This window comes from Capnocytophaga sp. (assembly GCF_030532915.1).
Classification (GTDB): domain Bacteria; phylum Bacteroidota; class Bacteroidia; order Flavobacteriales; family Flavobacteriaceae; genus Capnocytophaga.
Genome location: NZ_JAUNKD010000048.1, coordinates 1 through 14185, shown reverse-complemented (window position 1 = coordinate 14185; position 14185 = coordinate 1). Strand labels below are relative to the sequence as shown.

Here is a 14185-nt window from a genome sequence, read left to right as displayed (position 1 = left end):
CATAAGAACAAGCCAAAGCCGATAAACTGTAACTCAAAGTTGGAGCAGAAGGAGCCACAGTGAGCAGTAATATATCTGAACAAGATAAATAATCTCCTTTATATGGTACTGAACAGACTCGTATCTGAACTTTTTTACCTATGTGTTTTTTAGCTTCTTCCTCACTGTTAAATAAGTTAATAGCAGAAAGAGTTAAATACGTTTCTCCTTCTACGTAACTAGCAATAAAATCATCATCTTTGTAATTAATCTTTTTCCACTCTCCCTCATCTATTCTATAAAGATAAGTATAAAAATCAGCATCATTAATAGGATAATTGCCAAAATATCTACCTTTTATTATTACTTTACTATTAATTGGCAAATAATTATTAAACTCTTTTGTTTTTAATGGAGTATGTAAAGGCACAGATACTAACTTAACATTATATTCCTCGTCAGAAAACCAAAAAGATGAGGTTTGATTTATTTGATTATTTACAAATATATCACTAACGGCAGCAACCCCACTCCTCATACGTAATATTTTATCTTTGTAATAATCTCTATACGATAAAAAAGAAAAATGTGTATTTCGCAAATATACAATTAAGCGATGAGCTTCTGAATACCGATCTTCAGCAAACGATAAACTCGGATTGTTAAGTCCAATTGTTGTACTATTAAATGGAGAGTAACGTTGTGTCCCATACATCAAGTATTGATATTTTTGTAAAACATCAGTTGACACTCTATTTTCAGGCAATTTAGAATTTAACCAACCTTCGTCAAAAAAGTGTGCTTTTTCTTTAAAATATTCCCTTATTAATTTTGAATTTATATTTTGTGCCTCAATCTTTACAAATCCAAGTATTACAAAAACTATTAATCCTATTTTTTTCATAACCTTTTCAATTTTGTCGGGTTAGTTTTAGGGTTTCGGCTTTAAGTACTTTATTATCGGTGGTTACGGGTCTGAAAATGTATTCCACCGTGTTGCTTTCCAAAGGCTGGTCATCGGTTTGGGTAACGCCTTTTTTGAGGCTTCGCCAAAGCGAAGGCTGCCCACCGTCCACTTTTTTGTAAATATCAACATACGCCAAATTCGGGTGAGCCGCTTCCCATTGCAAACTGATACCTTTGGAATGCTGCCTGCCCCGAAGGCGATGCACGCCCCGATTGTACTTCGCCGGTAATGCCGATTTTTGGCGTACCACCGGCGAGGGGTTTGACCACAATCCGCTTCGGTCTTGAACCTTAATCATATAGGCGTACGTCTCTCCCGCCTTCACCTTATCATCTTGATACTCATAAACTTCTTTATCTTTCACGGAACGAACCTTACCGATTTCGTGCCAAGTGCCTTCCGCTTCCCGAAACAAATGGTAACTTTCGGCATCATCACTGAAACTTTTCTCCCACCGCAACACGATTCTGCCCAAATTATCGGTTGTTACTTCCTTAAAAAGAGGCGCTACGGGAATGACCTTATCGGGTTTGACTAGCATCAGCAACTGCGAAGGTGCAGATTGATTTTTGCGTATGTCGGTAGCCGTAACGTAGTACCATACCTTGTCGTTCAAATTGGCAAGTTGCACCGTATCAACAAGGGAATGTTGCCAAATGGCTTGCGGGGTGATGCGGGTCATTTCTTCGTTTTCTTTTTCTTTTCGGAAGATGTGATAGCCCTCCAAATCGGTTTCAGAATTGGGTTTCCACGACAGATGTACCAAGCCCAGCGTGTCAATGACTCCCTTGAGTTCCTGCACTTGTTGTGGTGGCGTGTCATCGGCGGGTTGCACCAAAACGGGAAACGATTCAGCTGACTCGTCAGAAACACTTACTGTTCTTATTTTGAAATAATTGGAAGGCGTACGACTTTTAACCACGATACTTCGATCGGAAGGCGTAATCCCCGAACGGATTGACACAAAGGCCTGCTCGTTGTTCTCAGGTGCGTACAACAACTCAAAATGCTTAACATTACGTTCTTCCGCTTGGGGGAATTCCCACCGCAGCAAAATGGTTTCGTCTTGGGCAATGTCTGAAAAAACAATTTGCGCCGCATTATTGACGGTTGCCTTTCCTTCGCCGGCAAGCACCTCACTATAAGCCCCGTAATCACCAAAAATGGTTTTTCCCCGCAAACGATACTGATAGGTTTGGTTATTTTGCGGTAACGAATCTTGATACAGCGTATAGGGCGTAGGGTTTTGCGTTTGTTGCAAGGACGAAACCGGCAGGGACGAAATCTGAGAGAAGGTTTTTCCGCCATCATCTGAACGTTCAATGAAATACGCGTTGTACACATCTTGCAAAAGCGTATAATTCCACGAAATAAGCGCTTTCTTGTCCTTAAAAAGCACCAAGAATTCGGAAGGCGGTGGTAAATCAGCCTTTTGCGAGGCATCGGCAACGCTTAATCCTTCTTTTAAAACAAGTGGTTTTTTGGTTGCATCTTCCTTCAAGAAAATTTTATACAGGTATTTTTCATCAGGCTGCACCTGAGTATCCACAAAGCCCCAACCGGTGAAACAAGCCACTTCAAAATCAAGGTCGGCAGCCATCAAGGCAAATGAAAAACGCTGTTGTATTTCTTGGCTTTTATTAAAGATACCTTCTATCGGGTTGGCATTTTTTGAAAAATTGGTGTCAAAAGTTTCGCCAAAAAGAGCTTGCGCAATGATGGCGGCATAATCGTTCTCTTCTATTTTTTGTTGCCAACGAGCCAATTCCGGCACTTTAAACTCGCCCAACAAGGTGCGTTGAGGCGTTTCCAAAAATTCACCCGAACGCAAGAGTGTATAGCGTTCCAATACAAAAGTGCGGTCGGTTGTTTTGCGCCACGCCAAAGGCTCATCTACCGCCCAACGGAGTTTTATCTGATTGGCTTCTACGGAGGTTTTCAGCCTGATTTGCGGTTTTTGTTGGGCAAATAAGGGCAAAACCCACCAAAAAGTAAGTGCAATCATTAGAAAAATAGGCGTTATTTGCTTGTTTTTTATCGCTTTCATACAACGGGCGTTCTGTTTTAAATTTTAAAATTCTCGTTTACAGTTCATAATAATACGGAATGCTTACGTTAGGCTTTGTTTCACCCGGTAACACATAGTGTATCAAAATGTTATACTTCGTTTTAGGCATAGACGGATACAACTTTTTCAACACTTCAGATTTTATACCTTGATTGGCATAATAGGTTTCCACCGCAATCCAATCTTTTTTGTAATACAAAAATGCAGTGTAATTGTACGGAAACATTCGGTGTAAATCAATGTGATACATTCCGTTTTTGAGTCGCAACGGATAAAATGCTGCCACAGCAACTGATTTTCGGGGCGGGAAGCCAACGCCGTTACGCGTAGCGCCGTTTTCTTGCTGTATCCAAGCCAATGCTTTCGGGTCGTCATAAATATATTTTTTGAAGAAAGCAGCATAGGAATCATCTAAAAGAGCTTCGGTTTGCAACAAAGGGCGATTTTGCGTATGCGGCAAGCCTTCCAACTCGGTTAAATCAAACATCTCATCGGTATTCATCTCATTTTGAAGGATAAACACATCACTGGTTCCTTCAACTTTCACGGATAATTTATGTTTCACGTTAAAAGCCTCTATTTTTTGCTGGAAGGTGCGGTACTTGCTGGTTCTGAACTCATAACTCAATCGGTCAAATTCGCCTTCGCCAAGTTGCACCTTTGCTTTGTGCTCACGGAAGCGGTATGAACTTTCTGTTTCCGTATCGTCGTCATAAGCTGCCTCCACGGTTTTAAACGCAGACGTGGTTTGAGTTTGTTGTTGAACGGGCGCTGCTTGTTTGCTTCTGCTGATTATCTGCAAGTTGTACTTTTGCTCGGGTTGCAAATCAGGTAGGGTGTAGCGAATGCGGTTGTTGGCGGCTTCGTAGGTGAAATCGGGTGCGATTTCTTGCCCAGTTTCCGAAACGAAACGCACCTGCGTTGTCCAATCGGTATTTTCAAACAAATAGGATTGTCCTTTTTTCAACTGCACATAGCCCGAAGCGGTTTGCTGTCTGTAAAAATTCTGTTGTTGCGAAGCGGGATACGCATACTCAATGTTCTCTTTCGGAATATAAGTCGGTGCTTGCCCCGTAACAAAGGTTCGCTCTTCCACCTCAACGGCTTTTTTTCCGTTAATCATCACCGTTTCATAGTGATTATTTCCTTTATATTCTTGAAAACTAACCGTTACCCGCACCTTGTACTCGGTGTTTGAAGCGAGCACTTCATTGGGCTGGAAGTCTATCACGTCAGCACTGGCGCCTTGAACGGGCTTACCTGCCACTACCGAATTGTCTTTCACTGAAATAAGTTCAAAATTATCCAACACGATTTTGTAAGTGCGGTCGCCTTCATCTTCCGGAATGGTAACCGATTCGCCCACACCCAAAGAGAATGTGGCTTGCGGATTGACAAACACCGCCACGTTTTTATCGCTATCGCCCGGTGATATGTCGGTAATGATTTTCATTCCGTCAAGTACTTGTTCTTTCACGGGTTCACATTTTTCACCAAATTCCATTTTAAAACGGAAGCGCCCTTCAACCAATCCGCCCAACAAACTGTAATAACCTCCCAAATAACCGCGTATCCAATACGGATTGGGTCCTGAACCCTGCAAAATGGTTGCCGCACCTGCTTTTATAATCGGAATATTCTTGTTAATAAAAAACAATTTCACCTTGATGCCCAACTCACCTTCCAGAAAAACATAAACCTGTCCGTTGGCATACCAACCGTTAATACCGATATCGCCCGTGCGCCCGCGACATCCGCCGCTTTGGTACTGCCGCAACATTAAATCAGAACCCAAGCCCACCGAAAAGTTAGCGTACAAAAACGCCGCCGTCATATCACCGGTTTCAAAAGTGAAGTGCGACCCGAAAGCAAATCCGCGCCCCTTGCTGAGCGTATTCAGATGCTTCATATAATCAAGATCATTGAGCTTAACACCCAATATATTAGCTACCCGAGCCGGTGGTGGTGGACTGTCATAGACCTTAGTCCCCGCCATAAAATAACTGCCCATTTTAATTCCGAAACTTTGTCCGAAACCGATTTTCAAGCCCACCATATTTTGAGGCGTACCCACGTGAATGTACTTGTCTTTATCACTGATGTGAATTTCAGCCCAACCTGCCTTACTATCGTTAATTCCTTTGAGAATGTTAAGGATATTTACATACACTTCCATATTGGCGTGGAACGACTTGGCGTTGAAATCATAGTGCATATTCATCGAAGCATTGATAGGCGATTTTGAGGCAAACTCTTTCCCGAGAAAATCAGTGGCTTGTTGTAATTGATTTTGATTGGAAGTATTCAAAAACGTTTTTATCTTATCGTTTACCTTTGATGAAAAATCTATTTTTGAGAGTTTTTCGGTGGTGCTTTTTTGCAGTTGTGCTAATTTTTCGGCACCGGGAATAAGTTGGTCAAGCGATGCCAACACGGCGGCACTTCCTTCAAAACCAACACGCGAGAGCCCTCCGCCGGCATTGGTTTCCATATTAAAAACGGCCATAATTGAAATGGCATTTTTATCAAGCACACCGCCTAAAATACCGGCTTTTAACCCCAGCCCTACATTTTCATCGGGGGTCAAGTGCCACGCCCGATGTTTGGCAATGGAATCCAGTTCGGTTTTTTTGGCAAAATTAGGTTTCATTCGGTAATACGCTCCGCCGACAAATCCGTTAATTTGAACAAACGAGGCTTGAATGCGCAACCCTTCCACTTTGCCTTCAAAACCCCAATAACGGAAGCCCTTATAACCGAAAACAGCATTCATTTCAACCTTGGCGTTAATGGCATTGATTTTGGCTTGCAAATCGGCTTTGAAACCGTCGCCGTAGGTGGCATCGTTTTTCATTATTTCAAGTCCGCCCGAAACCACCGCCACGCCCACATCTACATTGTCCAAACGCAAAGCGCTCACGTCAAAGCCTTCATACGCCCAATGGTGATGCCCGTCTTGTTCTTTCATCGCCGCTTTAATAACGATGTTTCCGGCTGCCGAAAAACGGTCTTCTTGCAATCCTACCCGAATTCCGAACGACAAATCAGCCCGATTACCCCGAAATCCGAAACTTACGTCTTTGATACTCACCGGAAAGCCCGCCAAGCGCTGTTCGCCCTTGCCGTTAAAACCCATATAATCCACTGATAATAAAGGCGCTTCGGTTTGGAGGGTTAGCCCCTGAAAAGCAATATCTTCCAAATAGAGTGATTTTTTGGCTTGCTGCGAAGCCGCTTGCTTCGCTTCATTTGGGCTTGTTGCTGCTGTTTTTGCTCCCGAAATGCGCATCTTTCCGTTTAAAACCAACTTAGGCAAAAAACGTTTCTCCCTGACTTTCATTTCGATATATGACGATTTATCAAGTTCGGCTTGTGCATTCCAAACATCAAAACGAATTGCCTCCAAAGTTTGTATTCTAAAAAGATATTCTTCGTCGGTGATTTCGCCCGTATACCCCACAACCGAGGCTTTTTCCTGCAAAGGCAACCGAAGTTTCCCTGAAAGCGAACCGCCTGTAATGCGCGATGCCATCAAATTCACGCTCAACTTATCAAGCGAGTAAGCCCATCCGTTTTTTGAATCGGTTGTTCCGGACTCCAACGGAAAAATATTTTCTGCCGAAAAATGCCCCGAAACCCCGAAATTGTCCAGCAAAAGATTTTCAGCCGCTATAACGATACGTTTATCGCTTTGCTTAATTTTAAATTCTTCGGGAAGCATCACGCTAACGCCCTGCATATAAACCCCACGCCAAAGCTCACGCCCCAACGAAAGATAGCCTTCTTTTTCGTATTCCGAAGGAAATGAAACCAAATTGCTGTTGCGTAAATCACTCATATCCAGCACGGCATTCTGAACGGAAAATCCAAAATAGCCTTTATCAGAATTCTTAACCTGAGAGGCAATGGCAAAAGCCGGTAGGTTTACTTCCAGCAACAAATCGTTCCAATCGGTGAGCCCTATCATCACATCGGTTTCAACAAAAGCATTCGGAATCACCTTGCCCTCGGCATCCAGCGGAACAATCAATTCATCAGAAACTTGTAATTTACCGTGCAATGAAATTTCTTTAACCCCCTCACAATTAACAATCATATAGGTTTTTCCCCGTTGGGTATTACCGGTTTCTTTATCAAGCGCCCCGCCTTGCAAATGCAACGCCCAGTGCTGCCCGAAACGCACCCCAACCGACCCCAAAAGCACTAACTTCACATCACCGAAAAGTTGCCCTTGAAACGACATTTGAACGTCTTGGGCACCAAAATAAAGCTCTCGTTTCCCCGAAGGCATTTTGGCATCAGGAACGGTAACACGGGCGTACAGGTCAATAAACGCATTTTTTGCGGTAAAACGCGCCTTAGTCATCAGCAGCGCATATTCCACACTGTTTTTATGCTCCCGAATCCCAACGGGAAGTTCCGTAAGTTGTTCAGCCCCAAGTGAAGCCACCCATTTTCCTTTCTCAAAAAGCCCGGCTGCCTTTTGTTGCTCGGGGCTCTGAATCTCTTCTGTTTGAGCATTTTGCGCAATTGACAACAAATGCGTAGCCAAAAAAATGGCAATGGCAAAAAAGTACTTTAAACGATTCTTATATCCGCTCATTGTGTGTGTCCTTTATATTTTTTATAGTAAAAATCAGTAATCAATAATTGTATAGCATTGATTTTATGTGATTTTGATTGTTTTGCATCATCTAAAATTTGGTAAATAGCCGTTTTGTTTTGGTTTAAAAATTCTTTTATAACACCTTGGGGCTGTGCCACCTGCGCAACCGACAGCCCGTAAAAATCCTTTTTCATTTGGTGGTGTATGACGAACATTTCAAACGAATTTTCAAAACTTTGTTCCTGCTCCGGATTTTCCTGCTCTTCTAAATTTCGTTTGGAATCCAACACGCGCTGTTTTATCCGCTCATCGGCAGCTATGGCTTCTACGTAAAGTTTATTTAACACACCGAAAACAATTTGGCTTAATTCTCTTTCTTTTTGCTTTACTTGGTCTAACAACTCAAAATAATGCGTTGCTTCTTTTTTGTAACGAGAAGCGTCTGTGTGGGCGGCGGTCATTTCCTTGGCGAGGCTGTCCAAACGTTGTTGCATTGAAAGCATATAACGCAACTCGGCATAATTTTCACTTGCTGTAAGTGAAATGAGTTTTTGGGTGATGACTTCGGGCGTTCCTTCAAAACGTTGTTTGTTGTGTTTGAGTTTTATTTTTAAAGCCGTTTCAGTGGTTTCTTTTAGCGATTCGGAAGTAATACCTTGCAAATCAACAGCCGTTGTTTTTTGTCGGGCTGTTTTTTGCTTATCGGATTTCATACCGCCTAAATTCCAAGCTGATAACAACGGAATTTTTTCAAAATGATAATTATATCCAAAGTTGATTGTCAGTTCATTACGTGATTGTGAACCGGTGGCAAACACGCTTTTATGAAACGATTGCACGGCGCTGAACCGAAACTGATGCCGTTTAAACAAAACGTAGGTAAGTCCCATCCGAAAAATGGCATTTTGGCTGCTTCCCGAAGGTTGTTTCCCATAATTGTATGAACTGCCCAAAGTTGCCGTGAGTTTATCCGACAAAAATAACTTATTGATATTCAATGAGGGTCCTAACAAATAACTATGTTGCTCCGAAACCGTACTTTGCGTGGCGTTAAACATCGGGGCTATCGCCATTTTATGTTGCGGAAATTGCACCGAATAACTAATTCCTCCGTTGTGAATACGCGACATTCCGCCTGCACTAATTTGCTCATTTTCACGGCTCACCACATCATTCACAGAATAACTTACCGAAAGTTGCTGGCGTTCCGTTAGTTGATACTGAACCATTGCCAGTGCATTTTGTGAAATTTGTCGGAAATTTAACGAATCTTCAAGGCGTTACAAATGCAACGGGTTTTGATTAATTTCATCAAACTGATTCAATCTGCGATTTGTGAAAGATGTAAAATTACTGTAATTCAGAGTCATATCAAGCTTTTCAGTAGGTTTGTAATTGATATTAACAGCACCTACCCACTGGTTGGAGTCCATTGTTTTTTGGGCGTTGAGGTTATCGTGCTGTTTCCCTACATTTCCACTGATATTCAACCGGTTACCCAACAAATGAAGCGAGGTGTTGAGAGTCAAATTTTCCATATCATTAACGAAGTAATAAGCCCCCAAGGTTCGGTAATCGGGCGCAACCCGCTCATAACGAAGCCCTACCGAACCCAAAACGAATGAAAAATTAATTCCGGCATTCAAAGCGTTGTGTTGGTGCGCTTCCGAATTGGAAAATACAGCAGTGTTTGGCGCAAACCGTACATCTTCAACCAGCTTACTAACAGCATATTCGGCATATATATCCACAAAAGAAAAGGGCTTCACTTTCCCGAAAGCGGAATAGCTAAGCCCTTGCTCCGGACGCACATTCAGCGCCGACGGAATCTCGCCCTGCAACGAGTTTTCATTATCCTTAGCATAAAAACCAATGAGGCGCAACTCATATTGTGGTTTTACCCATTGCAGGTTCAGCCCGTAACCCCAACGTTCGTAGTATGGCTTAGAACCCTGTACATCAGGATTATACTCAACCGCACGTTGTAATTTTCCTGCAAAAACACTTCCTCGTAACGGAAATTCATCAGGCGTAAACTCAAAACCAAAACCCGTGAAAGGCAAGCCGTTATAAGTATATGGTGAAAAATTCATCGAAACATCACCAATGTGGAATTGCAAACTTTTATATTTTGGATGCAGACTTAATCGGTTGAAACTAAAAGGAAGTGTGTACTTAAAATGAGCCCCTTGATTGCTGTAATGATACGAAAGCGGAATGTTCCAGTCATAAACCCCAATTTGCAAATTTCCGGAAAGAAAATAAGTGAAAGGGGCGCGGTTGTGAGCCATTTCGGAATGATAATACACCCCGCTGGCTGAAACACCTCCTGACAAAGAAAACACAGGCTTTTGAAATTTTTCAATAATTTTCCTGTTTATGTTCTCTAAATCAACAGTTTGCGCAAAAACGCCACTGATAAAAAACAAACAAAAACATATTTTGATACAAAACTTCATATCAAGAGTATCGCTTTTTTATGTTATATCATTAAAACCTTTGAAACTATTTTTCAGCAATCCATTTTTTTTTGAAAAAGAGGATAAAATCTGTGGCAAATATAATCATAAATACAACATCAATCAATCGTATTTTTAGTTTATTTTAGAAATTTTTTCTTAAAAATAACCTTTCAAACACGGTTAAAAGCTGTACTGCAACGAAACATTTGCTGATTTACTTAAAAATCCGGCGATTTTTCCGGTTGAAAATAAATACGAAAAATCAAATTGCCAATGATTTAACCGAAAACCCGTGCCAAATGAAAGATGCTTTCTACCGCCTTTATTTTCGTGTTGGTAAAAATATCCAGTGCGCAAAAAGAAACCGGTATCGTAAGCATATTCCAAACCAACAGAACCAAACACCTCTTGCAATTCTTCCGAAAAACCTCCCAGAGCATCTGAAAACGACTTAAAAACGCCCTGAATCACATCAACATCACCCGATGTAGACACTAAAAGTTTGTTTACTTCCAACAAAAACGAAACCTTATTGACACTGTCAAAAGTCAAAACGTAACCGGCTCCGAGTTTTAAGTTGGTGGGCAAGAAAAAATCCCGACCCAAATCATCGTATTTAATTTTCATTCCTAAATTTGAAAGCTGAAATCCAAGCACTACACTCCCAAAATAAGCCCCTAAAAGATGTTCCTTTGAGGTGTAATATCCTGAAATATCACACGAAAAACCCGCCCCTACATATTTTTCTTCTGTGGGTAACCGCAAATCGGAACGCAGATAACGAGCCAAAACACCCAATGAAAAACGCTCGCTGAGTTTCAAATTGTACGACGCATCAAGGGCAAACTCAATGGGGCGAAATCCACCTAACACATAAGCACTTCCTTGAAAATCATCTATCAATTTAACCTCTCCGATGCTGAAATAAGTAAAACTCCCCGCCCAAGCTCCTCGGGTTGTTTTGCGATAGTACGACATATTTCCTAAGAAAATATCCCGAACCCGCTGATGCAAATAAGGCACATAACTCATCCCGATGCCCATTTTTTGTTCGGTAAATGTGTATTTTGCTGAATTCCAACGCTGTGAAAACACGTCAGGCGTGGCAACCACCCCGAGATTCCCCCTGCCCGAAGCCGCCGCATCCGTGCCGAGCAACAAAAAAGGAAATGCCGTAGTGAGCGGTTTTTCCTGCTGAGAAAACAACCAAAAACAACCTCCGAAAAAGAAAGTCAATAAACCCAAAAACTTCATCACTAAACTGAAAATCAAAGGCAAATATACTCATATTTTTTGACAATCACATCGGGTTTACACTATTTTTAACAGATTAAGGTTGAAGCAAACAGCCCACGGAATAACCCGCTCACAACACCAATTTACACAAAAAAGAAAAAAAAGATAACTATTTAATTTATAAATAATTATCCTTTTTCGTTGTGGAGTCGGAGAGTCCATAAGTGGTTTATTTACTTGTTTTTTTTAAATCTGAAAAACATAGAGAAATACATTTAAACTTTATCATTTTCAATAAATTACAATACACAAAAGAATTAAATAAGATAAAAAGAAATTAAAGTAAATGTATTTTTGGTTGTACAACGGTTGTACAAATTTTATAATTTTGTACAACCGAACAAAAAAAATTGTACTTTTGCAATATTCAAAATATTTTTACAATGGCTAATATAAGATTTGTAACAAGGGGCAAACACAACCCCGCACGTATTTACGTGCGTTTTTCTGTAAGTCGTGAAATTAATTTCACCTTACGCACCCCGCTAACAATTAACCCCGACTTTTTTAACTCAACCACTGGAAAAGTGCGAAAGGTAGCAACTTTTACAGATAAAGACAAAATGCAGTTACAACTGAATAATTTAGAAAATCATTTGATAAACCAATATAACACAGATGTAGGCAAAGGGCTTGTTACGGGCGTGCATTGGTTAGAAAACTGTTTGAATGATTTTTTTAATACAACCCCAAAAAATGACCTCAACAAATTATGTAATTATACGAGCTATTATATTGAAAATTTAGATTTACGTAGAAACGACAAAACGGGCGAAATAGGGTTAAGTATTGCAACCAAGAAGAAATATAACACCATTTTCAAAAAAATAACAGCTTTTGAGAAATACTCCCGAAAATCATTTTTATTATCTGATGTAAATTTGCAATTTAGAGAAAACTTTTTAAAATATCTTTTGGAGGTTGAAAAATTAGGAAAAAACACAACGGGGCGATATATTAAATTTCTGAAAACCATTGTAATAGACGCTCAAAAAAGAGGTTACACCACAAGCCCCGAACTGCACCAAATACAAGGGTTTACGGTAAAGGTTGGTAATATATACTTGTCTTTTGATGAGTTAGAAAAAATAAACACCTTACAGTTGGAAAATGAACGTTTAGAAACCGCCAAAGATTGGCTAATAATTGGCTGTTACACAGGGCAAAGGGCGGGCGATTTACTTTCATTAACCCGCAAAAACATTTCATACATTGCAGGAAACGAATATATAGAACTTGTACAACAAAAAACCCGTAAAAAAGTAGCTATACTAATGCACGACAAAATAAAGGAAATTTTAACCAAACGAGGTGGGCATTTTCCTAATACTTTTTGCGATAATATGGAAAGCGCTAAAACCTTATTTAATAGATATATAAAGGAAGTATGCAAACTTGCAGACCTCAACGAACCCACACAGGGGGCAAGAGTAAACCCCGAAACCAACAGAAAAGAAAGCGGAATATTTGAAAAATGGGAACTTGTAACCTCACATATTTGCAGGCGTTCATTTGCGACAAACCATTACGGACAAATACCCACCCCGTACATTATGCAGGTAACAGGACACGCCACCGAAAAAGATTTTTTAATTTACATAAATAAAACAAGTATAGATTACGCCACCGAATTAGCCAAATTTTGGAGTGCAGAAACCCAACGCCAAGCCATTAAAGAGGGCAACGCCCCACCGTTTGAATTGAAAAGAGTTATTTAAAAAAGCCTGTTTTTGCAGGCTTTTTTTCTTTCAAATATCGTTATATTAGTTTTTTATACTTCACGATTTTTCAAAATATTTTTACCCCTAAAACGTTTAAACAAAAAACGCATTAGTAAATTTTAACAATATAAACCAAATACATAACACACTCAAAATCAACAAATAAGCAAAACTGCATTTTTCTACTTTTTCGCCGTTTAAACAGTACTTAAACAGTAAATTTATTTGATTTTCAATAAATTAAAAAAATGCTATTTTTTGAGCGACAAAAAATATCATCATTTATTTAACATTTTATAACATTAATAATCAATGGTTTAACCCTTAAAAACAGCCATTCCATAGCAACGATTTTTTTTACATTTGGTTTTTTTAACGTTTAGCCACCATTTTGCAAGCCCTGTTTTTCCTCAAAAACGGGGCTTTTTTGTGTCTATTTTACCCGTTTACACCTATTATTTGCAACGATATAAGTAACAAATAATCAATAGTTTGTACTGCAAAACAGTGCAAAACAAGGGGCAAGTACTTATGTTTTAGCCCGATACAAAAAAAGTGATTTTTTGCGTTTTTTATTTTGTTAAAATAAAAAGTCATCGTAAATTGTAAGTATCAATAAATAAGGAATTTAGCATACTTCATAAATGTTAAAGCCTTTACATTTGATTTTTTAGACAACGATTTTAATAACAGAAAAAAATACTATAAAAACACTTTACCAATATGGACAAACATAGCATTATAGTTACTCAAATTGAGGGGTTAAGTATAACGGCTTTACAAAATGAGTTTAATAAGATACACGCCCAATTATTGGAGCTAAAAAAGAACTCAAACCCCGAACCGCAACAATTATTAACACGCCACGAAGTAGCCAAACTTTTAGGCGTTTCACTCGTTACGGTTCATAACTGGACAAAAGCCAACATAATAAAAGCCTACCGAATAGGTAACCAAGTAAGGTATAAAAGAGCTGAAATATTAAACGCATTACAAAGTATAAATACAAAGTAATCAATGAATAAGATAGCACAAATAACAGACTGCCTCGACCTATTGGCGGGCTTTCACTTTTTGCCTCAAACA

General features: G+C 39.8%; 8 protein-coding genes. 2 read left to right on the top strand and 6 right to left on the bottom strand.

All coding sequences use genetic code 11. The features are described 5' to 3' along the window. From Q4D72_RS11010 to porV, 6 genes are all read right to left on the bottom strand, one after another. Positions 1–883 (bottom strand): hypothetical protein (locus tag Q4D72_RS11010; RefSeq protein ID WP_303077908.1); only part of this gene is annotated, 883 nt, incomplete at its 3' end. A gap of 7 nt (positions 884–890) precedes the next feature. Further along, entirely contained in the window at positions 891–2993 is a 2103-nt protein-coding gene (locus Q4D72_RS11005; RefSeq protein WP_303077907.1) for a fibronectin type III domain-containing protein, read from the bottom strand. 37 nt (positions 2994–3030) lie between these two features. Next, positions 3031–7617 (bottom strand): Ig-like domain-containing protein, encoded by a 4587-nt coding sequence (locus Q4D72_RS11000; RefSeq protein ID WP_303077906.1) that lies wholly within the window; start codon positions 7615–7617, stop codon positions 3031–3033. Then, positions 7614–8849, bottom strand: coding sequence for a hypothetical protein (locus Q4D72_RS10995; protein WP_303077905.1), 1236 nt, complete (start codon positions 8847–8849; stop codon positions 7614–7616). The genes Q4D72_RS11000 and Q4D72_RS10995 overlap by 4 nt, the downstream gene beginning before the upstream one ends. Positions 8850–8900: 51 nt before the next feature. Then, positions 8901–10079: a hypothetical protein gene (locus Q4D72_RS10990; protein WP_303077904.1), complete on the bottom strand. Its 1179-nt coding sequence runs from the start codon at positions 10077–10079 to the stop codon at positions 8901–8903. Positions 10080–10262: 183 nt separating this feature from the next. Next, complete coding sequence (porV, locus tag Q4D72_RS10985; protein ID WP_303077903.1) at positions 10263–11360, bottom strand: type IX secretion system outer membrane channel protein PorV; 1098 nt, start codon at positions 11358–11360, stop codon at positions 10263–10265. A gap of 401 nt (positions 11361–11761) precedes the next feature. Between porV and Q4D72_RS10980 the strand changes: the two genes are divergently transcribed. Together Q4D72_RS10980 and Q4D72_RS10975 are read left to right on the top strand one after the other, a co-directional pair. Further along, the gene (locus Q4D72_RS10980; RefSeq protein ID WP_303077902.1) at positions 11762–13096 is read left to right on the top strand and encodes a phage integrase SAM-like domain-containing protein; all 1335 of its coding nucleotides are present in this window, start codon (positions 11762–11764) and stop codon (positions 13094–13096) included. A 726-nt stretch (positions 13097–13822) separates the two neighbouring features. Then, complete coding sequence (locus Q4D72_RS10975) at positions 13823–14113, top strand: helix-turn-helix domain-containing protein (protein ID WP_303077901.1); 291 nt, start codon at positions 13823–13825, stop codon at positions 14111–14113. Positions 14114–14185: the final 72 nt, after the last annotated feature.

What these genes read in the sequence shown, in the direction of transcription:
- Q4D72_RS11005 (WP_303077907.1), bottom strand. Translation starts at nt 2,993, where the DNA reads ATGAAAGCGATAAAAAACAAGCAAATAACGCCTATTTTTCTAATGATT.
- Q4D72_RS10990 (WP_303077904.1), bottom strand. Translation starts at nt 10,079, where the DNA reads ATGAAGTTTTGTATCAAAATATGTTTTTGTTTGTTTTTTATCAGTGGC.
- Q4D72_RS10995 (WP_303077905.1), bottom strand. Translation starts at nt 8,849, where the DNA reads ATGGTTCAGTATCAACTAACGGAACGCCAGCAACTTTCGGTAAGTTAT.
- Q4D72_RS10980 (WP_303077902.1), top strand. Translation starts at nt 11,762, where the DNA reads ATGGCTAATATAAGATTTGTAACAAGGGGCAAACACAACCCCGCACGT.
- Q4D72_RS11000 (WP_303077906.1), bottom strand. Translation starts at nt 7,617, where the DNA reads ATGAGCGGATATAAGAATCGTTTAAAGTACTTTTTTGCCATTGCCATT.
- Q4D72_RS10975 (WP_303077901.1), top strand. Translation starts at nt 13,823, where the DNA reads ATGGACAAACATAGCATTATAGTTACTCAAATTGAGGGGTTAAGTATA.